General features: G+C 68.3%; 26 protein-coding genes and 1 pseudogene. 17 read left to right on the top strand and 10 right to left on the bottom strand.

Going from position 1 to position 24,232, the window contains the following annotated elements; all coding sequences use genetic code 11:
* The coding region (locus CF68_RS37880; protein ID WP_235205624.1) for a hypothetical protein at nt 1-293 on the top strand (293 nt) is incomplete at its 5' end.
* A gap of 258 nt (nt 294-551) precedes the next feature.
* Here CF68_RS37880 and CF68_RS00885 read toward each other — a convergent pair.
* The gene (locus tag CF68_RS00885) at nt 552-1,262 is read right to left on the bottom strand and encodes a GntR family transcriptional regulator (RefSeq protein WP_035815370.1); all 711 of its coding nucleotides are present in this window, start codon (nt 1,260-1,262) and stop codon (nt 552-554) included.
* Between the two features lie 175 nt (nt 1,263-1,437).
* Here CF68_RS00885 and CF68_RS39110 point away from each other — a divergent pair, with 175 nt between their 5' ends.
* The 9 genes and pseudogenes from CF68_RS39110 to gabD all read left to right on the top strand — a co-directional run bounded on the left by CF68_RS39110 (nt 1,438) and on the right by gabD (nt 9,118).
* Nucleotides 1,438-1,608 (top strand): lycopene cyclase family protein, encoded by a 171-nt coding sequence (locus CF68_RS39110; RefSeq protein ID WP_369798836.1) that lies wholly within the window; start codon nt 1,438-1,440, stop codon nt 1,606-1,608.
* Nucleotides 1,609-1,614: 6 nt separating this feature from the next.
* A pseudogene (locus CF68_RS39105) lies at nt 1,615-2,330 on the top strand (GMC family oxidoreductase); the annotation flags it as partial.
* 120 nt (nt 2,331-2,450) lie between these two features.
* On the top strand, nt 2,451-3,110 hold the full coding sequence (locus CF68_RS39100; RefSeq protein ID WP_369798837.1) for a GMC family oxidoreductase: 660 nt from the start codon (nt 2,451-2,453) through the stop codon (nt 3,108-3,110).
* Between the two features lie 48 nt (nt 3,111-3,158).
* Entirely contained in the window at nt 3,159-4,070 is a 912-nt protein-coding gene (locus CF68_RS00875; RefSeq protein ID WP_035815366.1) for a TauD/TfdA family dioxygenase, read from the top strand.
* A 34-nt stretch (nt 4,071-4,104) separates the two neighbouring features.
* The gene (locus tag CF68_RS00870) at nt 4,105-5,526 is read left to right on the top strand and encodes an aldehyde dehydrogenase family protein (protein ID WP_035815363.1); all 1,422 of its coding nucleotides are present in this window, start codon (nt 4,105-4,107) and stop codon (nt 5,524-5,526) included.
* A 338-nt stretch (nt 5,527-5,864) separates the two neighbouring features.
* Nucleotides 5,865-6,956, top strand: coding sequence for an AI-2E family transporter (locus CF68_RS00865; protein ID WP_235205623.1), 1,092 nt, complete (start codon nt 5,865-5,867; stop codon nt 6,954-6,956).
* Nucleotides 6,957-7,065: 109 nt separating this feature from the next.
* A complete protein-coding gene (locus CF68_RS00860) occupies nt 7,066-7,281 on the top strand; it encodes a hypothetical protein (RefSeq protein ID WP_035815423.1) in 216 nt (71 codons plus the stop codon).
* A 97-nt stretch (nt 7,282-7,378) separates the two neighbouring features.
* A complete protein-coding gene (locus CF68_RS00855) occupies nt 7,379-7,597 on the top strand; it encodes a DUF3079 domain-containing protein (RefSeq protein ID WP_035815357.1) in 219 nt (72 codons plus the stop codon).
* A 72-nt stretch (nt 7,598-7,669) separates the two neighbouring features.
* A complete protein-coding gene (gene gabD / locus CF68_RS00850) occupies nt 7,670-9,118 on the top strand; it encodes an NADP-dependent succinate-semialdehyde dehydrogenase (protein ID WP_035815355.1) in 1,449 nt (482 codons plus the stop codon).
* Here the strand turns inward: gabD and CF68_RS00845 are convergent.
* Genes CF68_RS00845 through CF68_RS00835 form a run of 3 tightly spaced genes read right to left on the bottom strand, consistent with a single transcriptional unit; the run spans nt 9,079 to nt 11,208 of the window.
* Complete coding sequence (locus CF68_RS00845) at nt 9,079-9,993, bottom strand: hypothetical protein (RefSeq protein ID WP_235205622.1); 915 nt, start codon at nt 9,991-9,993, stop codon at nt 9,079-9,081. The genes gabD and CF68_RS00845 overlap by 40 nt on opposite strands.
* A 22-nt stretch (nt 9,994-10,015) precedes the next feature.
* Nucleotides 10,016-10,369 (bottom strand): flagellar transcriptional regulator FlhD, encoded by a 354-nt coding sequence (gene flhD / locus CF68_RS00840; RefSeq protein ID WP_051591340.1) that lies wholly within the window; start codon nt 10,367-10,369, stop codon nt 10,016-10,018.
* A 26-nt stretch (nt 10,370-10,395) separates the two neighbouring features.
* A complete protein-coding gene (locus CF68_RS00835; protein ID WP_235205621.1) occupies nt 10,396-11,208 on the bottom strand; it encodes a helix-turn-helix domain-containing protein in 813 nt (270 codons plus the stop codon).
* Nucleotides 11,209-11,431: 223 nt separating this feature from the next.
* Here CF68_RS00835 and CF68_RS00830 point away from each other — a divergent pair, with 223 nt between their 5' ends.
* Nucleotides 11,432-13,429 carry a PAS domain S-box protein gene (locus CF68_RS00830; RefSeq protein WP_035815348.1) on the top strand — a complete coding sequence of 666 codons (1,998 nt, stop codon included), beginning with the start codon at nt 11,432-11,434 and terminating at the stop codon, nt 13,427-13,429.
* A 109-nt stretch (nt 13,430-13,538) separates the two neighbouring features.
* Nucleotides 13,539-14,519 carry a tripartite tricarboxylate transporter substrate binding protein gene (locus tag CF68_RS00825; protein ID WP_035815346.1) on the top strand — a complete coding sequence of 327 codons (981 nt, stop codon included), beginning with the start codon at nt 13,539-13,541 and terminating at the stop codon, nt 14,517-14,519.
* A 10-nt stretch (nt 14,520-14,529) separates the two neighbouring features.
* On the opposite strand, the gene CF68_RS00820 is transcribed toward CF68_RS00825, so the two are convergent.
* Both CF68_RS00820 and CF68_RS00815 read right to left on the bottom strand, forming a co-directional pair.
* Complete coding sequence (locus CF68_RS00820; RefSeq protein WP_035815344.1) at nt 14,530-15,360, bottom strand: IclR family transcriptional regulator; 831 nt, start codon at nt 15,358-15,360, stop codon at nt 14,530-14,532.
* Nucleotides 15,357-16,184: an IclR family transcriptional regulator gene (locus CF68_RS00815; protein ID WP_035815342.1), complete on the bottom strand. Its 828-nt coding sequence runs from the start codon at nt 16,182-16,184 to the stop codon at nt 15,357-15,359. Before CF68_RS00815 ends, CF68_RS00820 begins: the two co-directional genes overlap by 4 nt.
* A gap of 319 nt (nt 16,185-16,503) precedes the next feature.
* Here CF68_RS00815 and CF68_RS00810 point away from each other — a divergent pair, with 319 nt between their 5' ends.
* From CF68_RS00810 to CF68_RS00795, 4 genes are all read left to right on the top strand, one after another.
* Nucleotides 16,504-17,463 (top strand): MBL fold metallo-hydrolase, encoded by a 960-nt coding sequence (locus CF68_RS00810; protein ID WP_035815340.1) that lies wholly within the window; start codon nt 16,504-16,506, stop codon nt 17,461-17,463.
* 48 nt (nt 17,464-17,511) lie between these two features.
* Complete coding sequence (locus CF68_RS00805; protein ID WP_035815338.1) at nt 17,512-19,236, top strand: FAD-dependent oxidoreductase; 1,725 nt, start codon at nt 17,512-17,514, stop codon at nt 19,234-19,236.
* Nucleotides 19,237-19,267: 31 nt separating this feature from the next.
* Nucleotides 19,268-19,492 carry a DUF2783 domain-containing protein gene (locus CF68_RS00800; protein ID WP_035815337.1) on the top strand — a complete coding sequence of 75 codons (225 nt, stop codon included), beginning with the start codon at nt 19,268-19,270 and terminating at the stop codon, nt 19,490-19,492.
* Nucleotides 19,493-19,632: 140 nt separating this feature from the next.
* Nucleotides 19,633-20,991: an MFS transporter gene (locus CF68_RS00795; protein WP_035815335.1), complete on the top strand. Its 1,359-nt coding sequence runs from the start codon at nt 19,633-19,635 to the stop codon at nt 20,989-20,991.
* Between the two features lie 55 nt (nt 20,992-21,046).
* On the opposite strand, the gene CF68_RS00790 is transcribed toward CF68_RS00795, so the two are convergent.
* Entirely contained in the window at nt 21,047-21,355 is a 309-nt protein-coding gene (locus tag CF68_RS00790; RefSeq protein WP_010814535.1) for a hypothetical protein, read from the bottom strand.
* Between the two features lie 173 nt (nt 21,356-21,528).
* Here CF68_RS00790 and CF68_RS00785 point away from each other — a divergent pair, with 173 nt between their 5' ends.
* The gene (locus CF68_RS00785; protein WP_035815331.1) at nt 21,529-21,750 is read left to right on the top strand and encodes a DUF2188 domain-containing protein; all 222 of its coding nucleotides are present in this window, start codon (nt 21,529-21,531) and stop codon (nt 21,748-21,750) included.
* Between the two features lie 27 nt (nt 21,751-21,777).
* Here CF68_RS00785 and CF68_RS00780 read toward each other — a convergent pair whose 3' ends face one another.
* The 3 genes from CF68_RS00780 to CF68_RS00770 all read right to left on the bottom strand — a co-directional run bounded on the left by CF68_RS00780 (nt 21,778) and on the right by CF68_RS00770 (nt 24,115).
* A complete protein-coding gene (locus tag CF68_RS00780) occupies nt 21,778-22,344 on the bottom strand; it encodes a BON domain-containing protein (protein WP_035815329.1) in 567 nt (188 codons plus the stop codon).
* Nucleotides 22,345-22,388: 44 nt separating this feature from the next.
* Nucleotides 22,389-23,531, bottom strand: coding sequence for a flavodoxin family protein (locus tag CF68_RS00775; RefSeq protein ID WP_200872508.1), 1,143 nt, complete (start codon nt 23,529-23,531; stop codon nt 22,389-22,391).
* 149 nt (nt 23,532-23,680) lie between these two features.
* On the bottom strand, nt 23,681-24,115 hold the full coding sequence (locus CF68_RS00770; protein WP_035815324.1) for a PA2169 family four-helix-bundle protein: 435 nt from the start codon (nt 24,113-24,115) through the stop codon (nt 23,681-23,683).
* Nucleotides 24,116-24,232: the final 117 nt, after the last annotated feature.

Genomic DNA, 24,232 nt, shown 5'->3' with positions numbered 1-24,232 from the left:
GGGGGCGGCGGCTGCGCCTGCGTCAGCGGGCCGTGCCCGAGCCGCTGGCTGCACCGCTGCTGCCGCTGGAGGTGCCGCTCGGGCTGGTCGTGCTGGTCGCGCCGGACGTGCCGGTAGAAGTGCTTGAGCCAGGGGTGGCGCTGCGGCTGCGGCTCTGTTCGGTGACCGAACCAGAACCGGACAGCGAGCCGGAGCCGGTGGTGCTGCCGGTGGCGGTACAACCCGCCAGGATGCCAAGTGCGAGCAGGGCTGTGCCGATGCCTAGTGTTGTTTTCATGTCGTCCTCCATCTAACATGGTTGGCGGCAAGCCTTGCTGCACGGCGCTGGCTGCCGGCGAGCGCGCTGGAGCGCAGCTCTCGCTGCGGAAGACGCAACTGACGTACCAGTGGCGCTATGCGGCCATCGGTGCGGGCTGGGTTGGCAATGCGGCGCCCGGCAATGCAGGAAAGTGACATGACTGCGGCCCGGCCACAGTAAGAAGTGCGCGCCGCGGGTAAAAGTTACCGTGCCGGCGCAGTTCAGTGTCGACTGAGAATGGCAGGCGTCCGCGCTATCGCGTCAGTGTCCACTTATAGGCATAGCGGTCCGGACGGAACAGCAGTTCGCCGCAGAACAGCGGTGTGTCGTCGATGTCATGCGGCGTGCTGCGCAGGCGCAACAGCGGCTCGCCTTCGGCAACGCCGAGCCGGCGCGCCACGTCCGCGGGCGCGGCAACGGCGGTGGCTTCCATCGCCACTTCCTTGAACCGGTATCCCAGCCGGCTTTCAAACAGCGACATGGCGTCGTTGGTTTCCAGGTCCTCCTGCACCAGGCGGCGCATCAGCGGCTCAGGGCCCATCAGGGTGAAATGCGCGACGGCCGCGTCGTCCCAGTACCGCACGGTGGCCACGCTCAGCACCTTCTCGCCGGGCTGCAGACGCAGCGCCGCCGCCACATGGGCCGGCGCACGCACCAGGCGTACCGACGCCAGCTTGCCGTAGGCAAGCTGGCCACGGGCGCGTCCGGTTTCATAGAAGCCGGTCAGCGCGCCAAGGCTGGGCGTGTCTGAGGGACGGGTCACGAAACTGCCCTTGCCATTGACCTTTGCAATCAGACCGGCGTTGTGCAGCCCCGACAGGGCCTGGCGCACGGTGATCCGGCTGACGGAGAACTCGGTCATCAGTTCCGCCTCGGACGGAAGCTTGGCGCCCGGTCCCCATGTATTGCTGGCGATTCGCTGGCGAATCTCGTTCTCGATCTCTTTAAACCTGGGCAGCGCCACGTATGTTCCGCGTTGGCGGCGGCTCCGAACTGGGTGGAAGGGATTATACCTATCATGACAGGTGGTCGCCTTAACCTATTGACCTGTTATAACAGGTAATGGCAGTATCCGTCGTCAGCAGATGTGTGCGGCGCCCGCAGATCACCGCATGCCGGCAACTCAGGAGACACATAAATTGAATACCAAGACATCACAAGACACCGCGAGTGCGGCGGCGGAATTCGACTACATCGTGATCGGCGCCGGATCGGCGGGGTGCGCCGTGGCGGGGCGCCTGGCAGAAGACCCGAGTGCGACCGTGGCGCTGCTCGAGGCCGGGCCGCACGATCATCATTTTTCGGTCTAGGCGCCGGTGGGCATTGCCGCGGTCGTCCCCAAGGCCGGGCCGCGCAACTACGCCTACTACACCGAACCGCAACCGAGCCTGAACGGCCGCCGCTCCTACCAGCCGCGCGGGCGCGGCCTGGGCGGCAGTTCCTCGATCAATGGCATGGTCTATATCCGCGGCCATCGGCGCGACTACGACGACTGGGCCGCGCTGGGTTGCCGGGGCTGGGGCTTCGACGACGTCCTGCCCTGCTTCCGCCGCAGCGAGCGCAATCCCCGCCTGGCCGGCCAGGAACATCCGCTGCACGGCAACGACGGGCCGCTGCACGTGAGTGACCTCGCTCGCCCAATCCGTTTGCGCAGCGCTTTGTCCAGGCAGCGATCCAGGCCGGCCTGCCTCACAACGACGACTTCAATGGCCACAGCCAGGAAGGCGTCGGCCTGTACCAGGTGACGCAGCGCAACGGCGAACGCTGGAACTCGGCGCGGGCCTACCTGCACACCGGCAATGCCGCGGACACGGCGCTGAATGGCGGCCGTCGCGGCCTGGCGGTGCTGACCGATACCCAAGCGCTGCGGATCGTGTTTGAAGGCAAGCGCGCTGTCGGCGTGGAAGTCGTGCGCGGTGGGGCGGTGCAGATCCTGCGCGCACGGCGCGAGATCGTGGTCAGCGGCGGCGCCTTCAACTCGCCGCAGTTGCTGCTGGCGTCCGGCATCGGCCCGGCCGCGCAACTGCGCAGTTTCGGCATCGATGTGGTCCATGACCTCCCGGGCGTGGGCGAGAACCTGCAGGACCACCTCGACATCATCGTCAACAAGCAGCTGCAAACGACCGAGCTGTTCGGCAAGACCGGCCGCGGTATGCTGCGGCTGGCGCGCGAGGTGATGCGCTACCGGCGCAACCGCACCGGCATGGTGTCGTCCAATATCGCCGAGGCCGGTGCGTTCCTGCGCAGCCGCCCCGAGCTGGACATCCCGGATGTGCAGCTGCACTTTGCCGTGGCGCTGCTCGGCAACCGCAACCTGGGCAAGCTGGGCCACGGCTACTCCTGCCACGCCTGCGTGCTGCGCCCGAAGAGCCGCGGCCATGTGCGCCTGCGCAGCGCCGACATGCGCGAGACGCCGGTGATCGACCCGCGCTTCCTGTCGGCCGAGGGAGACATGGCCGGCATGGTCGCAGGCGTGCGGGCAATCCGCCGCATCTTTGCGCAGCCCGCGCTGGCGCAGCACGGCGGGCGCGAAGTCCTGACCGACGCTTTCGGCCCCGACAGCAGCAATGAAGCCGCCATCCGCGACTTCGTGCGCACGCACGCGGACACCGTCTACCACCCGGTCGGCACCTGCAAGATGGGCGTCGACAACATGGCGGTAGTCGACCCGGAACTGCGCGTGCACGGCGTCGAGGGCCTGCGCGTCGCTGACGCATCGATCATGCCGACGCTGATCGGCGGCAACACCAACGCCCCCGCCATCATGATCGGCGAAAAGGCTGCGGACCTGGTCAAGGCCTCGCACCGCTAAGCCGGCTATCCCCCTGCATTGGCAACCACTACACCGAGGAGACACCCCATGCAAGCCACTGCCGCAACCACCATCAGCCCGGAAGCCTACCGCGCGCTGGACAATGAAGCCTTTCCCTTTACCGTGCGCCGCTGCACGCCGACGATCGGCGCCGATGTCGAAGGCATCGATTTCCGCGAGCCGCTGGACGACGACACCTACCTCTCACTGCGCCGCGCACTGCTGAAGTACAAGGTGCTGTTCTTCCGCAAGCAGGCGATCACGCCGGCCCAGCACGTGGCCGTGGCGCGCCGCTTCGGCGAGCTTGAAGTGCATCCCATGCTCACCGGCCACCCGGAGCTGCCCGAGCTGGTCGTGTTCGGCCGCGATGGCCAGACCCGCGGCCGCGAGAACCTGTACCACTCCGATGTGTCCTGGCGCGAGATCCCGTCGATGGGCTCGATGCTGCGCTGCCTGGAATGCCCGGAGGTCGGCGGCGATACCATGTGGATCAATATGGCCGCGGCCTATGAGAACCTGCCTGAAGACATGAAGGCCCGCATCGCCAACCTGAAGGCCGTGCACGACGCGATGCCGACCTTCGGCTCGGGGCTGAACGACGAGAAATACGCGGAGATGCGCGCCAAGTATCCGCCGATGGTGCACCCGGTGGTACGCACCCACCCGGAAACCGGCGAAAAGATCCTGTTCGTCAACGAAGCCTTCACCACGCATTTCGCCAACTTCGCCAAGGAACAGCCGTATCGCATCGGCTCCGACTACCGCCCGGCCGAACTGGACCTGCTGCAGTACCTGTACCGCCAGGCCGCCGCGCCGGAGTACCAGGTGCGCCTGCGCTGGCAGCCGGACACCATAGCGCTCTGGGACAACCGCTCCACGCAGCACTACGCGGTGCAGGATTACTTCCCGGCCGTGCGCCATATGAACCGCGCCACCATCATCGGCGATCGTCCGGTCTGACCGCCCCAACCCACAGACAACCGAGGTAACCGGCATGAACATCATCGACAAGTTCTATATCAACGGCAAGTGGGTGCAGCCTGCAGCGGGCGCGACCCAGGCCGACATCATCGACCCGGCCACCGAAGCGGTCGCAGGCAGGCTCGCCATGGGCACCGCGGCGGACGTGGACCAGGCCGTGGCCTCGGCGCGCGCAGCCTTCCCGGCCTGGTCGGTGTCCACGCGTGAAACGCGCATCGCCCTGCTTGAGCGCATCATCGCCGCCTACCAGGCGCGCATGGCCGACCTGGCGCAGGCGGTGCGCCAGGAGATCGGCGCACCGATCACGCTGGCCACCAACCTGCAGGCCGCGATCGGCCTGGCACAACTGCAGGCAACGCTGCAGGCGCTGCGCGACTTCGAGTTCGAAACCACGCGCGGCAAGAGCTGCATCCTGCGCGAGGCAATCGGCGTGGCGGCGCTGATCACGCCGTGGAACTGGCCGCTGAACCAGATCGCGGCCAAGGTGGCGCCGGCGCTGGCGGCGGGCTGCACCGTGGTGCTCAAGCCATCCGAGATCGCGCCGCTGGACGCCCGGATCTTCGCCGAGATCATGGATGCCGCGGAGACGCCGCCGGGTGTCTTCAACATGATCTATGGCGAGGGCCGCACGGTGGGCGCCGCGCTGTCGTCGCATCGCGACGTCGACATGGTCTCCATCACCGGCTCGACCCGCGCCGGCGTGGAAGTGGCTATCAGCGCCGCGCCCACGGTCAAGCGCGTGGCGCAAGAACTGGGCGGCAAGTCGCCGATGATCATCCTGGACGATGCCGACCTGCAGGCCGCGGTGACCAGCGGCGTGGCGCAGTGCATGGTCAATACCGGACAAACCTGCATAGCGCCGACGCGCATGCTGGTGCCGCGCTCGCGCTATGAGCAGGCCGTGCAGATCGCCGCCGCCGTCGCCAACGCGGTCAAGGTGGGCGATCCGTCCGACCCCGAAACCAAGATGGGCCCGATCTCCAACCGCGGCCAGTACGACAAGGTGCAGCGCCTGATCGGGGTGGGCATCGAGGAAGGCGCGCGCGTGGCCGCAGGCGGCCCCGGCCGCCCCGACGGGCTGGAACGCGGCTTCTATGCGCGCCCGACCATCTTCGCCGACGTGCGCAATGACATGACCATCGCGCGCGAAGAGATCTTCGGACCGGTGATGTGCCTGCTGCCGTACGACACTGAAGATGAAGCCGTGGCCATCGCCAATGACACCGAGTTCGGCCTGGCCGCCTACATCGCCTCGTCCGACCCGGTGCGCACGCGCAAGCTGGCCGCCCGCCTGCGTGCCGGCAGCGTGCGCATCAACGGCGCGATGATGGACATCACGGCACCGTTCGGCGGCTACAAGACGTCCGGCAACGGGCGTGAATACGGCCCCGAAGGCATCGCCGAGTTCCTTGAAACCAAGACGGTGACGGGCTGAGCCTGCGCGCTCCCGCCTGCAGCCACCGGGCCGCCCGGCCGTGCAGCGCCATGCTGCCGGCCGGGCGGTGTCGCTTGTAAGGCGCCTCGCTGCCGCGCTTGTCTGACATGCGCAGGCGGCGGCGTCCGACAGCCGCAGCCTGCCGGCCAGCTATCTTCATAGCAGTGCCTGGCCTTTTGCCAGGGCGCCCGGCTATGTCGACTATCCCCGATTCCGCGGCTCCTTCGCTGCCCCCTGCCCCGCCCGCTCCGTTGCCCGACGACGGTAGCCCGCATGCCGGCGCCGAAACCAACGGCGCCGCTGGGCCCCGCACGGCGGCAGAGATACCTGACACAGTCGTGCCAGCCGACGCCGTCACCGCCTCGCTGCACCGTGCCAGCATGGCGCTGGTGGTGCTGGCCACGCTCTTTTCGCTGTACGCCGTGCATATCGCACGCGAATTTCTCATTCCGGTGGTGCTCGCGATCGTCCTGGCCTACCTGCTGGACCCGCTGGTCTGCGCGTTGCAGCGGCTGGGCCTGCCGCGCGTGCTGGCGGGCACCGTGGTACTGCTGGCCGTGCTGAGCGCCCTGCTCAGCGGCGCCTACCTGCTGCAGGGGCAGGTGGAATCGATCGTCAACAGCCTGCCCGAGACGGCCAGCAAGCTGTCGCGCTCGGTGGGCGCGCTGATGAGCGGCGACGATTCCATGTGGCAGAAGGTACGCCGCGCCGCCACCGTCCTCAGCGGCACCGGTCAGCCCCCGCCGGCGCGCGGCACGCAGGTGGTGGTGGAGCAATCGCCCGCCCAGATCCACAACATGCTGCTGGCCGGCTCGGTCAGCATCTTCACCATGGCCGGACAGGCGGTGGTGGTGGTCTTCCTGCTGTACTTCCTGCTGCTGGCCGGCGATACCTTCAAGCGCAAGTTCATCAAGATGGTCGGGACCACCATTTCCGAAAAGAAAATCAGCGTGCACATGCTGGATGAGGTCAACCGCTCGATCCGCCGCTACATGGGCATGCTGCTGGTGACCAATGCGGCCCTGGGCGCCTGTACCTGGCTGCTGCTGAAGTGGCTGGGCGTGCACAACGCCGGCAGCTGGGCGATTGCGGCTGCGGCGCTGCACCTGGTGCCCTACTTCGGCGCCCTGGCGATCGCGGTCTGCCTGGGGGTGGTGACCTTCATGCAGTTCGGCACGCTGGGCATGGCGGCCGCGGCTACGCTCGGATCGCTGCTGATCGCCACGCTGATCGGGTCGGTCATCACCACCTGGATGACCGGCCGCATGGCGCGCATGAACGCGGTGGCCGTATTTGTTGCACTGCTCCTGTTCACCTGGCTCTGGGGCGTATGGGGCATGTTGCTTGCGATCCCGCTGATCACCATCGCCAAGGTGGTTGCCGATCACATTGAAGGGCTCGAAGTGATGGCAGAGTTCCTCGGTGAATAGTCGCAGCGCCACCGCCCCACGGCACTATCGTTCCGCCGCTATACTGGAAAAGCGAATGCTGCACCACAGCATTTTTGCTACGCCGGGGATCGTGCGGAGGAAAACAATGATGTCTTTATGCGACCTGTGCGAGTCGCAGCTGGACCGGCCGGGCCATGTGCCGCCGCATTCCAGGCTGGTGATGTCGGCGACCTTGCGCACCGCCAGCGGCCAGAATGCGTTTGTGTACCGTTGCGGGCACTGCGGCCAGACCCTGCTGCTGGCGTCGCCCGATGGCGAGGCGCCCGACCGCTGGACCCGGCTGGACGCCGACGGATGGGACTGAGCGGGATGGCCGCCGGCTGACTTGCGCTTGCGGTTGCGCAAATCGACGGCTTGCGTGTGTGGGCATAATCGTCTCAGCAGTTTCCCAACCGCAAGCCATGGCCAAGAAATTTCCCCTGCATCCCCGCCACCCCGAGCGCATCTGCTGGGGCTGCGACAAGTACTGCTCCGTAGACGACATGGGCTGCGGCAATGGCTCCAGCCGCACGCAGCACCCCATTGAACTGCTCGGCGACGACTGGCTGGAGTGCGCCGACTGGGGTATCGAGGCACCGTCCGCGGCCTCACCTGCCGGTCCGCCCGAGACCTCAACCTAGACCGCCGGATTACAATCGTTGTCTCAGGCTTTCACAAGACGCCCGGCACCGCCGGCATCCACCGAGACAACCATGCTGAACCTCCAGGACTCCTCGCTGCTGCGGCAGCAGTGCTTTATCGACGGCCGCTGGATCGACGGCGAGCGCCGCATTGATGTCACCAACCCGGCCACCGGCGAGCGCGTGGGACAGGTCCCGCAACTGGGCGCCGATGAAACCCGCCAGGCCATCGAAGCCGCCAACCGCGCGCTGCCGGCATGGCGCGCCCGCACCGCCAAGGAGCGCTCGGCGCTGCTGCGCAAATGGTTCGAGCTGATCATGGCCAGCCAGGAGGACCTGGCGCGCATCATGACCGCCGAACAGGGCAAGCCGATCGCCGAAGCGCGCGGCGAAATCGCCTACGCTGCCTCGTTTATCGAATGGTTTGCCGAGGAAGGCAAGCGCGTCTATGGCGACACCATCCCGGCGCCGGTCAGCAACCAGCGCATCGTCGTGACCAAGGAGCCGGTGGGGGTATGCGCGGCCATCACGCCGTGGAACTTCCCCGCTGCCATGATCACGCGCAAGGCCGGCCCGGCCTTGGCGGTGGGTTGCACCATGGTGCTCAAGCCGGCGTCGCAAACCCCGCTGACAGCGCTGGCGCTGGTGGCCCTGGCCGAGCGCGCGGGCATTCCGGCCGGGGTGTTGTCGGTGGTGACCGGCTCGGCCGGCGCCATCGGCGGCGAGATGAGCAGCAACCCGCTGGTGCGCAAGCTCACCTTCACCGGCTCGACCGAGGTTGGCCGCGTGCTGATGGCCCAGACCGCGTCGACGATCAAGAAGGTGTCGATGGAGCTGGGCGGCAATGCGCCCTTTATCGTGTTCGACGATGCCGACCTGGATGCGGCGGTTGAAGGCGCGATCGTGTCCAAGTACCGCAATGCCGGCCAGACCTGCGTCTGCGCCAACCGCATCTACGTGCAGGCGGGCGTGTATGAGGCGTTTGCGCAGAAGCTGGTGGCAGCAGTGGCGGCCCTGAAGGTCGGCAACGGCATGGAAGACGGCGTGCGCATCGGCCCGCTGATCGACGACAAGGCCGTGGCCAAGGTGGAAGAGCATATCGCCGACGCGCTCGGCAAGGGCGCGCGCCTGCTGCAGGGCGGCCAGCGCCATGCGCTGGGGCATTCCTTCTTCCAGCCGACCGTGCTGGCCGACGTCGGCCCCAGCATGCTGGTCGCGCGCGAGGAAACCTTCGGCCCGCTGGCGCCGCTGTTCCGCTTCGAAACCGAGGATGACGTCGTCGCCATGGCCAACGACACCGAGTTCGGCCTGGCCAGCTACTTCTATGCCCGCGACCTGGGCCGGGTCTGGCGCGTCTCCGAACGCCTGGAATACGGCATGGTGGGCGTCAATACCGGCCTGATCTCCAACGAGGTGGCGCCGTTCGGCGGCGTCAAGCAGTCTGGCGTGGGCCGCGAGGGCTCGCACTACGGCATCGAGGATTACCTGGTCATCAAGTACACCTGCATGGCCGGTATCTGACCTTGCCGCGCCTCAGCACGCCGTGTCCGCGCACACGGCGCGCCGGGGCTCGGGNGGGGGCGCGGGGGCGGGGGGCCCCGCCCGCCGTGCCGGCAGGCGTCGCGAAAGCGCGCGATCCGGTCATGGACACGCTGCATCTGCTCCAGCTGGTAGCTGGCGCGCGCAGCGCTGTAACAGGCGCCGAACTCATACAGGGCGCCATCCGCGGCGCGGGACAGTCCTTCCAATGCCTGCGCCAGCTCCCGCCCTTCCACGCTGCGGTGTCGGCGCAGGCGCCAGGACAGGGCCTCCTGGCCCTGCGCAAGCAGGCTCTGCTCAAGGTAGCCAAGCTGCTCGGCAACGGCCTGCGCGCCATGCAGCGCCGACAGGTAGGCACACACCACCGCCAGCCGCTGGTTCATCTCCCCGCCCCGGCCCAGCAGTTCGCGCGCACAGGTGCGCAACGTATCCGCGTCGAACGCCTTGCCTTCGTCGGTGGCTTCCTGCGCATAGGCGGCCAGCGGCAGCACCGTGACGGCCAGCCCTGGCGGCAGCACGCTGGTGAAACGGCTGGCGATCGCGTGCTGCAAGGTGCTGTCCAGTTCGCAGCAGGTCGGCACAGCGGCATCGACATAGAATTCCAGCGCCGGCGGCCGCCCGTGGCCTATCGACACCACGGCACGCGCAGGCGGGTGCCCGGCCATCGCAAGCACCTCGAGGCCGGCCTCGACACAGCGCTGCTCATCGGGCTCCGCCCCCAGTGCCTGGACAATATCCTGCATCTGCAGCGTGCCCGTGATTTCCATGCGCGTTGCCCCGGGCGGGTGGTCCCCCCTGCGGCCGGGGTCGAGCGCCATCCGCTTCCATTCGACTTGCGTCATCGCATTGCCCGTCATACAGCCTCCGATTTTGGTTCCACTACCCGCGCTGCGCGGCCATCACGATGGCCGCATGCATGTTCTGCAGGGCATGCAGCGGCTCAGCGCCGGTCAGCGCGGCCACCAGCATGCTGTCTTCCAGCCGGAAACGGCACAGCACCAGGTTGGAGCGCGCCAGTGCCACCATCTGCTGCGGCGTGAGCGCGGCCAGCACACGGCCCACTTCGCGCTCGAGGCCGAGCCGGAACAGGGCCTCGGCCTCGTTCTCGCGCATCAGCCGCTGCACCAGCAGCAGGTAGGAGAGGTTCAGGTCCGTGATTTCCAGCAGGCTCTCGCTGACCGGGTCGCTGGCCGGCCCTCCACCCGCGGGTCCAGCCGGTGTTGCACCTTTCATTCGGTCCTCTCGCTGGCCGGGGTTGGTCATTCGGCTGCCACAGCCTGGCCACCGGCCGTGCGGGGTGCAGGCCGGCGGGTATCGTGCGGGCCGCGCCGGGGCACCTGCTCATCGCACGCAGGCGTGTGCGCGGAGATCATCGGGCGCTCGGCAATGGCCCGCAAGGCAGGCTTGTCGAGCAGCGAGATGGTGCGGTGCCTCACCCGGATCAGCCCGCAGTCCGCCAGCCGCGAGAACTGCCGGCTGACTGTTTCCAGGGTCAGGCCGATATAGCTGCCGATCTCCTCCCGGCTCATGCGCAGCACAAACTCCGAGGACGAGAAGCCGCGCGCGGCAAAGCCTTCAGCCATCCATAGCAGGAAGGTCACCAGCCGCTCTTCGGCGGTCATCAGCGCCAGCATGGTCTGCAGCGCGCGCGAGCGCTGCGCCTGCCCGCCGAGCGCCAGGAACAGCTGGTTGGCAAGCGCCGGCATGCCGGCGGCGGCGCCGCGCAGCGCGTCCACGCCGAGCATGCACAGCTTGGTGTCTTCCAGCGCGGTGGCGTAAGACGCATAGTGCGGATGCGCCAGGCTGTCCAGCCCGACCAGGTCACCGGGGAAGTGGAAGCCGACCACTTGCGTGCGGCCGTCTTCCGTGGTCACGTGGGTCTTGACCGTGCCGACGCGGATTGCGTAGAGCGAGGTCACGGGGTCGCCCAGCAGGTACAGGCACTGGCCCTTGCGCAGGCGCACCGTGCGGTGCATGCCCCGGGCGCCGCCCAGGCAGAAGCGGACCAGTTGGCAATCTGCGCTGCACGGCATGCCGTCGCACGGCAGGTGGCATTCGTCTAACTGTGTCATTGGCGCCTCTGGATGGAAGACCTGCAAACCCTTGTGCAACCATTCTATGGAGCCAGTTTCTCCGGACAATCCGCACATTCTGATTTGCAGTACGGAAGCTTCCGATCCTGACCCGCGCCCGGCCATTCGCCCTACCAGGCTGCTGGCGGGGGTATCCTTGCTGCAAGATCAGGACCGGATGCGCTGGCGGGCCACGCCGGCAGGACGCCGTTCAGGACATGCCATGACAAGACACCCCGACAACCCGCAGCAACCTGCCGGAAGCGCACCTCGCCCCGACGCTGGCGGGCAATCGGGCGGGCGTTCGCACGACATCCCGGCCGACCTGCTGCCGGATGCGCCCTACCAGACCCTGGTGGACTCCGTGCAGGACTACGCCATCTTCACGCTCGACGTCGGCGGCCATGTCTCCAGCTGGAACAAGGGCGCGGCGCGCATCAAGGGCTATGCCCGCGAGGAGATCCTGGGCAAGCACTTCTCGCAGTTCTACACACCGGATGCGATCGCCCGGAACTGGCCGCAAGCCGAGCTGAAGGCCGCAGCCGAACAGGGCCGGTTCGAAGACGAGGGGTGGCGCGTGCGCAAGGACGGCAGCCGCTTCTGGGCCAACGTCGTCATCACCGCCCTGAAGGACGCCGATGGCCGCCTGATCGGCTTCGGCAAGGTCACGCGGGACATGACCGAGCAGCGCCGCGCCGCCGAGGCCCTGCGCCAGAGCGAAGAGACCCTGCGGCTGCTCGTGGAGGGGGTCAAGGATTACGCGATCTTCATGCTCGATCCCGGCGGCCATATCGTCAGCTGGAATTCCGGTGCCTCTTACATCAAGGGCTACCGCCGCGACGAGATCATCGGCCGTCATTTCTCGGTGTTCTATCCGCAGGAGGATGTCGCCGCCGGCAAGCCGTCACGGCAGCTGGCGCTGGCGCAGCGCGTCGGGCGCGTGGAAGACGAAGGCTGGCGCGTGCGCAAGGATGGCTCGCTGTTCTGGGCCAATGTCACCCTGACAGCGGTATACGACGAGTCACGCACGCTGCGCGGCTTTGCCAAGGTGACGCGGGACATGAGCGAGCGCCGCCGCCGCGAAGAGCTGGAACGCTCCAGCCAGCGCATGAATGAGTTCCTTGCCACGCTTTCGCACGAACTGCGCAATCCGCTGGCGCCGGTGCACAGCGCGCTGGCGGCGATGCGGCTGGCGCCGGAAGACGCGGTGCTGGCAAACCGGAGCCTGGCCATGATCGAGCGCCAGGTGACGCACCTGAGCCGGTTGGTGGATGACCTGCTCGACATCGGGCGCATCACCTCCGGCCGGATCGAGCTGCGCATGGAGCCGGTCGAGTTCAACGAGATCATCGCGCTCGGCGTCGAGGCAGCGCAGCCTGCGCTGGATGCCAAGTCGCAGCGCGTCGAAGTGCGGACCCATGCCGGCTCGATCCCAATGCGTGCCGACAAGACGCGGCTGGTGCAGGTCATGCAGAACCTGGTGCTCAATGCATCGAAGTTCTCGCCGCCCGGGTCGTCGGTGACGATCGCCACCACGATCCGGAACCGCACACTGCAGGTCCAGGTGATGGACCAGGGCCGCGGCATCGGGCCACGAGCCATCGACGAGATCTTCAACCTGTTCATGCAGGAAAGCCGCCCGGGCACCGACGTGCAGGGCGGGCTGGGCATCGGACTGTCGCTGTGCCGGTCGCTGGTTGAACTGCACGGCGGCAGCATCGCTGCCGCCAGTGCCGGGCCGGGACAAGGCAGCACCTTCACGCTGCGCCTGCCGCTGCCGCCCGCGCACAAGGAAGACGGCCGGCCAGGAGCCGCACTGCCGGCCCAGGGTCCGGTCGCGCCCGGGCTGCAGGCGCAGCGCATCCTGCTGGTCGACGACAACCGCGACGCCGCCGACAGCCTGGCCATGCTGCTGGAGATGTGCGGCCACGAGGTGACCATTGCCTACGACGGCGCCGAGGCCCTGCATGTGGCGCCGCGCTGCCGCCCGCATGTCGCGCTGATCGACCTGGCCATGCCGGGCATGGACGGCTTCGAGGTGATGCGCGCCATGCGCGGCGTGGCCGGCACCGAGCTGACGCGCTTCGTGGCGCTGACCGGTTTCGCCCAGCCGGCGGACCGGCAGCGCACCGAGGCAGCGGGCTTCGACGCGCACCTGGTCAAGCCGGTGGAGCTGGAAACGCTGTTCGGCACCATCGCCCGGCTGCGCCAGCCGGAGTGACCCGCTCCGGCACCGAACCCGGCCTTCGCCAATCCCAAACACGCGCCTGCCGGCGCTGCGACACACTGGCGGCCATTCCATCGCACCAGATTACAGAAAGGAGACAGCGATGCAAGGTTGGATCAGGCGTGCAGCCGCGGGGCTGATATATGCGTTCGCGGCCACGGCCGCCGGTACCGCGCTGGCGGACTATCCCGACAAGCCGGTGCGGCTGGTGGTGCCCTTCCCGCCGGGCGGCGCCACCGACCTGCTGGCGCGCGAGATCGGCAACGCGCTGTCCGCGCGGCTGCACCAGCCGGTGGTGATCGACAACCGGCCCGGCGCCGGCGGCAACCTGGCGGCCATCGCGGTGGCGCGGGCCCCGGCCGACGGCTATACGCTGCTGTTCGGCACCTTCGGCTCGCTGGCGGTCAACAAGAGCCTCTATGACAAGCCTGGCTACGATCCGCTGAAGGACTTCGCGCCGGTGGCTTCGGTCGCCTACCTGCCCAACGTGCTGGTGGTGCATCCCGGCGTGCCGGCGCGCACGGTGCAGGAGCTGCTGGCGCTGGCGCGCAAGGAGCCGGGCAAGCTGACCTATGGCTCGTTCGGCAACGGCTCGTCGTCGCACCTGGCGGGCGAACTCTTCACCCACCTGGCGGGTGTCAATATCACGCACATTCCGTACAAGGGCAGCGCCGCGTCGATGACCGACCTGATCGGCGGGCGCATCACCATGATGTTCGACAGCGTCTCGACCGCGCTGCCGTATATCCGCGACAACCGCGTGCGCGCGCTGGCGGTGACCACGCAGAAGCCCTCCGACCAGCTCCCCGGCGTGCCCACGCTGGCCGCCGCCGGCGTGCCCGGGTACGAGCTGACCGCGTGGTTTGGCGTGGCCGCGCCGGCCGGCACGCCCAAGGCGGTGATCGACCGCCTCAACGGCGAGATCGTGGCGGCGCTGAAGCAGCCTGACCTGGCCGCCAGGCTGGCCAGCCAGGGCACCGTGCCCTTCCCCGCCACGCCGGCGCAGTTCGGCAGCTATATCCGCGCGCAGTACGAGAAGTGGGACAGCCTGATCAAGTCGGCCAACATCAAGCTGGACAACTGATGGCCTGAGTTCAGGCCGCGTCCGGCGCGCCGAAGCGCCACGACAGCCGGCGCGCCGCCTGCCGCACCAGCGCGGCAGTGGCGCCCGCGGTGCTGCTGTCAAAGCTGCCGCTCGAGCCCATCACGGCGATCACCAGCGCCAGGCTGCCGGTGTGGTCGAATACCGGCGCCGCCAGCGTGTCGATGCCCGGCACCGGGTGGCTCAGCGCATTGTCGAGCCGGGCCGCGCGCACCTGTGCCAGGCGCCCGGCGTAGGCCGGCGCCAGCCTGCCGCCGGGTTCAAGCACTTCGGCCGCGGCGGCGCCGGCCATGCGCAATTCGTCCTTTTCCAGCAGGCCCGCCAGCACATTGGCGGGCAGGTATGCCGCGGCGGCGCGGCCGATCGCGGTATGGACCAGCGATAGCACCGTGCCCACGCGCAGGCTCACGTGCTGGGGCCGCGCCGATTCCTCCAGACGGACCACCGTGGGCCCCAGCGGCCCCAGCACTGCCATGGCCACGCTCAGGCCCGTGGCGCCGGCCAGCTCGATCACCTCCGGTTCCGCCTCACGCGTCGGCGACAGCCGCTGCAGCGCGATCAGCCCCAGCTCCAGCCCCAGCGGTCCGCACAGGTAGTTGCCCGCGGCATCGCGCGCCAGCAGGCCGGTCTTCTGCAGGCTGACCAGGTGCGGGAACGCCTTGGCCGGCGGCATGCCCGCGGCCAGCGCCAGGTCGCGCAGCGCCAGCGGCCGGCCGGCGGCCACCAGTGCCACCAGCAGCTGGCCGGTGCTGTCCAGCGACTGGATGCCGCGCTGCGGCTTGCCGCCTTCCAGGTCTTGCTGGGCTTCTGTCGCGCTGCTCATGCCGGGCGTCCCTGTTCATCACGCAGCGCGGCGCCGATGTCCTCCGCCGCGGCCAGCAGGGCCTGCGCCGCCGCGCCGCGCCAGTCCACCTCGATGGCACCGGTCGATCCCACCAGCGTCAGCACCAGCCGCAGCACGCCAGCGGCGTCCAGCACCGGCACGCTGAGGCTGCTGACGGCCGGGCTGGGCGTGTCGATGCTGCGCTCGATGCCGCGCGCTCGGATTTCTCCCAGCCTGGCGCTGAAGGCGGCCAGGTCGGACTCGGTCGCGCCCGGCTGCTGTGCGCGCCACAGCGGCTGCCACAGTGCCGGCGGCTGGAAGGCACAGAACACGCGCCCGGTGGCCGTGGCGGCCAGTGCCATCACCGTGCCGACGTGCAGGTTGACATGCAGCGGCGCGCTGGCCGGCACATAGCGCACGATGGTCGGGCCCTGCGGCCCGGCAATGCTGATTGCCACGCTGAAGCCAGACGCCTGCGCCAGCGCATCCACCCGGGGCTGCGCGGCGCGCCAGGCGGCGTCCTGCTCCAGATGCAGCATGCCCAGCTGCAGCGACAGCGGCCCGGGCTCGTAGCGGCCGGAGAGGTGGTCGCGCTTGATCATGCCCAGCCGGGTCAGGCTGACCAGGTAGGCGTGCGCCTGGGCCGGCGCCAGCTGCGCCGCCTCGGCCAGCGCGGCCAGCGGCATTGGCGCGCGCGCGGCGGCCAGCGCTGCCAGCAGGCGCCCACCCACCTCCACGCTCTGGATGCCGCGCTGTGCCTTGTCGGCACGCGCAGCGGGCTCGTCCGCCTGCGTTCCTGCTTCCCCAGCCTTGCGCCTGGCCATTGCCATCCTGTGTGATCGGAAAACCCGGATATTAATCGAACGCCTCCCGTTGCCGTACGCACAGGGGTTTACCCGAACAACCTCCACCTGCTTCCGATGGCGTTCGCGGCACCCCTCAATTATTTGTCATAGGCTAATCATTTCGCTATTGATTAATTTTTCAACGTTTCCTAAGATTGCACTACCCCGTCCGAACACGGCGACCCACGCCGTCAGACATCCATAGAAACGGGGGCGAGACAGCCCGCGCCGCCAGCGCAACGCAGCCATCGTGCCTCTGCCGGTGCCGTCTCGCCTCCCCACACAAAGGAAAGACGCCATGTCCAAGGCATTCGCATCGCAGGCCGACCTGGAAGCCAAGCAGGTCACCTTCACCCAGCTGTCAGAGAACGCCTGGGCCTACACCGCCGAAGGCGATCCCAATTCGGGCGTGGTCATCGGCGACGACGGCGTGCTGATCGTCGACACCACCGCCACGCCGGCCATGGCGCAGGACCTGATCGCCCGCATCCGCACCATCACCGACAAGCCCATCAAGTACGTGGTGCTGTCGCACTACCACGCGGTGCGCGTGCTGGGCGCGTCGGCCTACTTTGCCGAGGGCGCGCAGCATGTCATCGCCAGCCGCGGCACCTACGAGATGATCGTCGAGCGCGGCGAGGCCGACATGAAGTCTGAGATCGAACGCTTCCCGCGCCTGTTCGCCGGCGTCGAGACCGTGCCCGGCCTGACCTGGCCGACGCTGGTGTTCGAGAAGGAAATCACGCTGTTCCTGGGCAAGCTGGAAGTGCGCATCGCCCACCTGGGCTCAGGCCATACCAAGGGCGACACCGTGGTCTGGCTGCCGCAGCAAAAGGTGCTGTTCTCCGGCGACCTGGTCGAATACGACGCTGCCTGCTACTGCGGCGACGCCCAGCTGGAAGACTGGCCGGCCACGCTGGACGCGCTGCAGGCACTCAAGCCGGAAAAGCTGGTGCCCGGCCGCGGCCCCGCGCTGACCACGCCGGAGGAAGTGAAGCAAGGCATCGCCTACACCAAGGACTTCGTCACCACGCTGTTCCAGGCCGGCAAGGAAGCCGTGGCCGAGAAGCTCGACCTGAAGGCCGCGATGGCGCACACCCGGCGCGCGATGGACCCCAAGTTTGGCCAGGTCTTTATCTACGAGCACTGCCTGCCCTTCGACGTCTCGCGCGCCTATGACGAGGCCAGCGGCGTCCGCCACCCGCGCATCTGGACGGCCCAGCGCGACCAGGAAATGTGGGCCGCACTGCAGGACTGATCAGCAAAGAAAAAAGTCGGGCAACAAGCTTTGGATGGAGACACAGGCATGAGCAGCATCGATTACCAGCGGCTGTCGTTCGAGTACCAGCCCTGCGCCGAGCAACAGACCGGGGCCGATCCGGTCATCCACCCGGTCGTCGTGGTCGGCGCCGGGCCGATCGGCCTGGCCACCGCCATCGACCTGGCGCAGCGCGGCGTGCCCGTGGTGCTGGTGGATGACGACTGCACGCTGTCCACCGGGTCGCGCGCGATCTGTTTTTCCAAGCGCACGCTGGATATCTTCGACCGGCTGGGCTGCGGCGAGCGCATGGTCGACAAGGGCGTGCGCTGGCATGTCGGCAAGGTGTTCCTGCGCGACCAGCAGGTCTACAGCTTCGACCTGCTGCCCGAGAGCGGCCACCGCCGCCCGGCTTTCATCAACCTGCAGCAGTACTACCTCGAAGGCTACCTGCTGGAGCGCGCGCAGGCGCAGCCCAATATCGAGATCCGCTGGCGCAACAAGGTGGTCGGGCTGGAGCAGCGCGCCACGCCAGAGGCCGGCGTGGTGCTGACCATCGAGACGCCTGAAGGCTGCTACCCGCTGGCGGCGCGCTACGTGGTAGCCGCCGACGGCTCGCGCAGCCCGATGCGCAAGCTGCTGGGCCTGGACAGCAAGGGCCGCACCTTCCACGACCGCTTCCTGATTGCCGACGTGAAGATGGAAGCGGATTTCCCGAGCGAGCGCTGGTTCTGGTTCGACCCGCCCTTCCACCCCAACCAGTCGGTGCTGCTGCACCGCCAGCCGGACAACGTCTGGCGCATCGACTTCCAACTCGGCTGGGACGCCGACCCGGTGCTGGAGAAAACGCCGGAGCGCGTGATCCCGCGGGTGCAGGCGCTGCTGGGCAAGGACGTGAAGTTCGAGCTGGAATGGGTCAGCGTCTATACCTTCTCCTGCCTGCGCATGGACAGCTTCCGCCACGGCAATATCCTGTTCGCCGGCGATGCCGCGCATGGCGTGTCGCCGTTCGGCGCGCGTGGCGCCAACAGCGGCATCCAGGACGCCGAGAACCTGGCCTGGAAGCTGGCCTATGTGCTGCAGGGCCATGCCTGCGACAAGCTGCTGGACACCTACGCCAGCGAGCGCGAATACGCCGCCGACGAGAACCTCCGCAACTCCACCCGTTCCACCGACTTCATCACGCCCAAGAGCGCGGTCAGCCGCGTGTTCCGCGATGCGGTGCTGACGCTGTCCAGGCGCCATGCGTTTGCGCGTACCCTGGTCAACAGCGGGCGGCTGTCGGTGCCCGCGGTGCTGCAGGACTCGCCACTGAATACCGGTGACGATGCCCAGGGCTATGCCTGCAAGCTGGTGCCTGGCTCGGTCTGCTGCGACGCGCCGGTATCCGGCGCGCAGGGCGCGGGCTGGCTGCTGTCGCACCTGGGCGGGGACTTCACGGTGCTTGTGTTCGGCAACCCTGACGCCATCGATGCGGCCACGCTCGCCGGCCTCGCCGCGCTGAAAGACAGCGGCGTGCCGCTGCAACTGGTCTACGTGACCGACGCCGCGCAGCCGACGGTGACCTGCACCAATGCCACCGTGCTGCGCGACGACGAGGGCCTGGCCGCCGCGCGCTACGGTGCCACGCCCGGCACCTGCTACCTGGTCCGCCCGGACCAGCATGTCTGCGCCCGCTGGCACCATCCCGACCCGGCCGCGATCCGCGCCGCGCTGGCGCGCGCCACCGGCGCCGACCTGCGCGCCCCGCAGCCCGGCCGCATGGCCGCCTGAGACCGGCCAGACCTGCACTGCGGAGACTCCCATGCCCAATACGCTCAACACCCAACCCAACCTGGCGCGGCCCGACGACTTCTACGAAGCGCTGATCGAGATGCACCGCGACCTCGACGAGGCGCAAAGCCAGGCCGCCAATGCGCAGCTGATCCTGCTGCTGGCCAACCATATCGGCGACCACGATGTGCTGGTGGCCGCCATCGCCGCCGCGCGCGAAGGCGTGACCGAAATGCCGGCCGCCACGCCAGCCTGACCTGATACAGGCGCGGCACCGCCGCGCCTGTCCTGTTCTATTCCCGGCACCATCCCGGGCCAACGCGCGCAAGACGCTGCCCACTGGCGGAACCCTCCGGCTGCAGCCGCCGCAGCCACCACCGTACGGAGACAACGTTCATGAGCCATCCGGTCTCAGGGGATCTTTCGTCCCTATCCAGCCTGACGTCCCCCACCCTGCCCCCCGCCGCACTGGCTGCGCACGATGAAGATGCGCTCTACCGCAAGGTCTGGCTGCGCATTATCCCGTTCCTGTTCGTCTGCTACGTGGTGTCGTTCCTGGACCGCATCAACATCGGCTTCGCCCAGTTGCAGATGAAGCAGGACCTGGGCTTCAGCGACGCCATGTACGGCCTGGGCGCCGCTGTCTTCTACGTCGGCTACGTGCTGTGCGAAGTGCCCAGCAACATGCTGCTGGCGCGCTTTGGCGCGCGGCGCACGTTCACCCGCATCATGGTGCTGTGGGGCATTGCCTCGGTGGCAATGATGGCGGTGTCCACGCCCACGCAGTTCTACACGCTGCGCTTCCTGCTGGGCGTGTTCGAAGCCGGCTTCTTCCCCGGCATCGTGCTCTACCTGACCTACTGGTTCCCGGCGCGCCGCCGTGCCGCGGTAATGGCGATCTTCTTCGCCGGCGTGGCGGTGGCGGGTGTGCTGGGCGGGCTGGTGTCCGGCTGGATCATGCGCGACATGGCCGGCGTGCTCGGACTGCAGGGCTGGAAGTGGATGTTCGCGATCGAGGGCTCGCCCGCGGTGCTGCTGGGCCTGCTGGCCGCGCGCTGCCTGGTGGATGGCCCGCAGCAGGCCAGCTGGCTGACCGACGGCGAACGCGCCCACCTGGCGCGTGACACCACCGCGCAAGCGCATGCCGGCGGCCAATCGATGCACGCGTTGCGCCAGGTGCTGCGCAACCCGCGCGTGTACCTGTTCGCCTTTATCTATTTTTCGCTGACCTGCGGTTCGCTGGCGCTGAGCTTCTGGATGCCGCTGATGATCCGCGACTTCGGCATCACCGACGTCATGTCGATCAGCCTGTTTTCGGTGGTGCCCAATGCCGTGGGCGCGGTCGGCCTGATCCTGATCGCGCGCAATTCGGACCGCACCGGCGAGCGCCACCGCCACTTCCTGCTGTGCACGGCAGGCGGTGCGCTGGCCCTTGCGGCGCTGACGCTGCACCCGCCCAGCCTGGCGGTCATGCTGGCCATCCTGTCGGTGGCCGCGGTGCTGATCTTTGCCGCGCTGCCGGTGTTCTGGTCGCTGCCGCCCAGCTACCTGCCCGGCGCGGGCACGGCTGCCGGCATCGCCTTCATCAGCAGCATCGGCATCACCAGCGGCATCGTCAGCCCGTGGGTGATCGGGCAGATCAAGACCCGGACCGGCAGCCTGGACCATGCGCTCTACCTGCTGGCGGCGCTGTTGCTGGCCAGCGGCCTGGCCATGTGGCTGGGCGTGCCAAGGCAGCCCGCGCGGCCGGCCTGAACCGGGCCGCAGGCGTCTTCAAGACCGGAATGTCCGCACCCGCCGGGTGCGGCGTTCAGTGGGATCGGCCGCAGGGGATGACGGAGGCGATTTCCTCGCGCATCACCTCGACCACGTCGTCGATCTCCAGCCCTTCGGCCGTGACCAGCACGTCCTGTCCGCGGCCGATCGCGTAGACCACGCCGCGCCAGCGGCCGGGCTCGACGGCCTCGCACAGGCGGATATTGAATTCGGTGTCCTGATCCTGGCTATACACCGTCACCAGGTCGCCCACCTGGGGAGTGCGCACCGCTTCTCCGTCGAACGCCCGGGCCACCACGGTCACCGGCGACTGCGTCAGCCCCCTGGCAAATCTTGCACGCATGGTCCGCTCCTCTTTTTGCGATCCAAGTCCAGCTTACAAGAGGCCCGACAAATAACCAGGGATTTCCACCGAAAAGTGGAACCCGGTGCCCTTTGCGCCTGTCAGACGGCGCCGGATAGACAGCGTGCACAGATGCGCCACAATGAAAGCATCGATCATCGAGGAGACCCACCATGGGCAGCAACATACACGTCGTACCGCACGACGAAGGCTGGGATGTGATCCACGAGGGTGCGCGCTATGCGGAATCGCACCACGCCACCCAGGAAGAAGCGGTTGCGGCCGGCACCACGAAGGCGCAGAGCGAGCACGTCGAGCTGCTGATCCACGGCCGCGACGGCCAGATCCGCTCGCGCAGCAGCTTCGGCCACGATCCGCGCAACGTGCCGGGCTGACAGCCGGCGCCAAGACCCAACCACAGGTCAGTACATGCGCATGCCGCGGCCATGGTGGGCTTCCGAAGCCCCGGCCCGCGCCACGCGCAGGTGATTGACCAGGTCCTTCACGCCGAAAATCTCGTCGGCAATATCTTCGATCCGGTACTTCTGCAGCCGGTCCGGAACACTGCCCTCCAGCGTCACCACGCCCTGCTCGACCCGGACTTCGACATCGCTCAGGTCCAGCCGCGCGCTGCGCGAGAGCTGCTCGCACAGGTCTTCGAGAATGCGCTCGTCCGTGCGCTGGTAGTTGCGCGGGCCCACCGGGCGCGCCCGCTGCGGCCCGCCCCGGTAGAGATCCATGCGCTCGTTGTAGCCAGTGAACTGGCGGTAAGGATCGGCCTGGCCCCGGGTGCGCGGCACCGGCGCGTCCGGCGGCAAGCGCTCCGGCCGCCATTCCCACGCCCCGCTGCGCCCGCCAGACTCGTCCGGGTCCACCGGCTCGTCATAGTCGTAGACCCCGTAGGCGCCCACATAGTGACTGCGCATATCGGCTTCAGGCACCGCGCTCTCGTGCCATGGCTGGCCGCGCCAGTTGTCTCTGCGATCCATCGTCGTCTCCGCTTGCCCCGATTCGTCAGTCAGTCTGCGTCCCGCTACTTCTGCCGCGGCGGCACCAGGCCGCGGTCCGGCGCGCGCAATTCGCCCTTGCGCAACTGCCGCACCGCACACGCCAGCGCGCGCGCCACGTTGTCTACCTCGCCCTGCACGCCAGTGTCTTGGTCCAGTGCCACGTGGCTGGTGGCATAGGGCTCGTAGTAGCCGATATACCGGTCCAGCCGCGCCTGCGGGCCCGCGTCGATCAGGCCCATCCAGTCGAGCCAGTCGGCCAGCGCGCGGCGCACGCCCTCGGTGCCGGCCACGTCGCTGTGCACCACCAGCCCGTAGGCGCGCCCGGACAGGTGCTTGGGATAGTCCCAGCCGGACAACTCCATGGCCTTGGCGCGCACCACGTCCTTGCCATGCGTGCTGGTGGGGTCGGGATTGCCGCCGTCGGCACAGACCAGCCGGTCCATCATCAGCTTCAGCGGGCTGGTGGCCTGGTACCAGTACACGGGCGTCACGATCAGCACGCCGTGGCAGGCCGCCCAGCGCGGATAGATCTCGTTCATCCAGTCGTTGACCTGGCCCAGCGCATGGTTGGGATAGCAGCTGCACGGCCAGTGGCACAACGGCATTGCCGTCGACACGCACGCCTTGCACGGATGGATGCGCAGGTCGGCATCCGAAGCGAGGCGGCTCAGGTCGAGCAGGTCGACCTCGATGCCGTCCGCCTCCAGCCGTTCCCGTGCGCGCCCGGCCAGGCGCCAGGACTTCGACATCTCGCCCGGGCAGGTGTAGTCGTTGCGCGCCGCGGCGCACACCAGCAGCACGCGCGACGGCGTGGCGGGATCGGCCTGGCGCTGCTGTGCGCTGCGCACGGCCTCGCTGGCGGCGCGCCACTCGTCGGAGAGCTCGTAGTCCGGATCGGCATGGCCAGGCCCGGCCTTATGCGTGTGGGGTGCCTTGCGGCCTTCCTGATAGGCGTCCCAGGCGATGCGTTCGAGGCGGTCCAGCGCCTCATCCTCCTGCCGGTATGCGGGATCCGCGAAGCGCGCAAGAAAGCGCTGGCGGAAAGTGTCGCGCGCCAGCGGGGCGGTCACCTGGCCCTTGCGCACATCTTCCGGGTTGCCGGGATGGCGCGGCACACGTGGCGCATCCTGCGATGGCCGGGCTGGCTTGGGCGGGTGCTCGGGCATGGCGGTCTCCGTACGGGATGTTGTCCCGCAGACATGCAAGATGAGCGCCATCCCCGGGGGGCATGGATTGCGCGCGGCGCCCTGCGTGGCGGCCGCCCGTGCGTGCAATTCGTTCGATACCTTGTAAGAAATGCGGTCTCGGCCGGCGGCTACGGGCTTGCCCGCGGCGTCCGGTACTGCTGCTGCAGCACGCGAAACAACTCGTGGCTGACCTGCACCCCACGGTACTGGCGGCGCACCACGGCGCGCAGGCGCGAGCCCAGCGCCTGCGCGCGCAGGGCCCGCGCATAGCGCCGCTGCACGGCGTGCTCGCGCTTGCTGACCGCTTGCAGGATGGAACTGTCCGAGCCGTGCTTGCCGATGGCGCGTCCGGTCGAGGCTGCCGTCATGTCAGGCAGCTGCCCCAGGTCAAGCAGGCACGCCTGCAGCTCCCGCGCCGCTTGCGCAAACGCATTGGCGCGGCTGGTGAGCAGCGATTTCAGGTGGGGATTGGCGGCGGCCAACGCTGCGCCGCGGCAGCCAAGCTCGCCTTCGCGCGATGCCGCGATCAGCGCATTGAGCAACAGGATCTTCTTCTTCGCCATGACACACCTGCCCTGGTCCGCGCGCGGACCCGTGAAGTCACCGATCGGGGCCGGCAGCCGCCGGCGGTTGCTCGTTCGCGCCGGACGTGCGCCGCACACCGGGCTCGTGCAAGGATA

This window comes from Cupriavidus sp. SK-4 (assembly GCF_000611125.1).
Taxonomy (GTDB): domain Bacteria; phylum Pseudomonadota; class Gammaproteobacteria; order Burkholderiales; family Burkholderiaceae; genus Cupriavidus; species Cupriavidus necator.
This window is presented reverse-complemented; position numbering and strand designations above follow the sequence as displayed.

Excerpts from the sequence above, each read along its gene's own strand:
- CF68_RS00785 (WP_035815331.1), top strand. The coding sequence starts at position 21,529 with ATGGGCAGCAACATACACGTCGTACCGCACGACGAAGGCTGGGATGTG.
- CF68_RS00805 (WP_035815338.1), top strand. The coding sequence starts at position 17,512 with ATGAGCAGCATCGATTACCAGCGGCTGTCGTTCGAGTACCAGCCCTGC.
- gabD (WP_035815355.1), top strand. The coding sequence starts at position 7,670 with ATGCTGAACCTCCAGGACTCCTCGCTGCTGCGGCAGCAGTGCTTTATC.
- CF68_RS00830 (WP_035815348.1), top strand. The coding sequence starts at position 11,432 with ATGACAAGACACCCCGACAACCCGCAGCAACCTGCCGGAAGCGCACCT.
- CF68_RS00780 (WP_035815329.1), bottom strand. The coding sequence starts at position 22,344 with ATGGATCGCAGAGACAACTGGCGCGGCCAGCCATGGCACGAGAGCGCG.
- CF68_RS39100 (WP_369798837.1), top strand. The coding sequence starts at position 2,451 with ATGCTGCGGCTGGCGCGCGAGGTGATGCGCTACCGGCGCAACCGCACC.
- CF68_RS00770 (WP_035815324.1), bottom strand. The coding sequence starts at position 24,115 with ATGGCGAAGAAGAAGATCCTGTTGCTCAATGCGCTGATCGCGGCATCG.
- CF68_RS00800 (WP_035815337.1), top strand. The coding sequence starts at position 19,268 with ATGCCCAATACGCTCAACACCCAACCCAACCTGGCGCGGCCCGACGAC.
- CF68_RS00860 (WP_035815423.1), top strand. The coding sequence starts at position 7,066 with ATGTCTTTATGCGACCTGTGCGAGTCGCAGCTGGACCGGCCGGGCCAT.
- CF68_RS00815 (WP_035815342.1), bottom strand. The coding sequence starts at position 16,184 with ATGGCCAGGCGCAAGGCTGGGGAAGCAGGAACGCAGGCGGACGAGCCC.
- CF68_RS00810 (WP_035815340.1), top strand. The coding sequence starts at position 16,504 with ATGTCCAAGGCATTCGCATCGCAGGCCGACCTGGAAGCCAAGCAGGTC.
- CF68_RS00855 (WP_035815357.1), top strand. The coding sequence starts at position 7,379 with ATGGCCAAGAAATTTCCCCTGCATCCCCGCCACCCCGAGCGCATCTGC.
- CF68_RS00835 (WP_235205621.1), bottom strand. The coding sequence starts at position 11,208 with ATGACACAGTTAGACGAATGCCACCTGCCGTGCGACGGCATGCCGTGC.
- CF68_RS00775 (WP_200872508.1), bottom strand. The coding sequence starts at position 23,531 with ATGCCCGAGCACCCGCCCAAGCCAGCCCGGCCATCGCAGGATGCGCCA.
- CF68_RS00795 (WP_035815335.1), top strand. The coding sequence starts at position 19,633 with ATGAGCCATCCGGTCTCAGGGGATCTTTCGTCCCTATCCAGCCTGACG.
- CF68_RS00875 (WP_035815366.1), top strand. The coding sequence starts at position 3,159 with ATGCAAGCCACTGCCGCAACCACCATCAGCCCGGAAGCCTACCGCGCG.
- CF68_RS00820 (WP_035815344.1), bottom strand. The coding sequence starts at position 15,360 with ATGAGCAGCGCGACAGAAGCCCAGCAAGACCTGGAAGGCGGCAAGCCG.
- CF68_RS00825 (WP_035815346.1), top strand. The coding sequence starts at position 13,539 with ATGCAAGGTTGGATCAGGCGTGCAGCCGCGGGGCTGATATATGCGTTC.
- CF68_RS00870 (WP_035815363.1), top strand. The coding sequence starts at position 4,105 with ATGAACATCATCGACAAGTTCTATATCAACGGCAAGTGGGTGCAGCCT.
- flhD (WP_051591340.1), bottom strand. The coding sequence starts at position 10,369 with ATGAAAGGTGCAACACCGGCTGGACCCGCGGGTGGAGGGCCGGCCAGC.
- CF68_RS00790 (WP_010814535.1), bottom strand. The coding sequence starts at position 21,355 with ATGCGTGCAAGATTTGCCAGGGGGCTGACGCAGTCGCCGGTGACCGTG.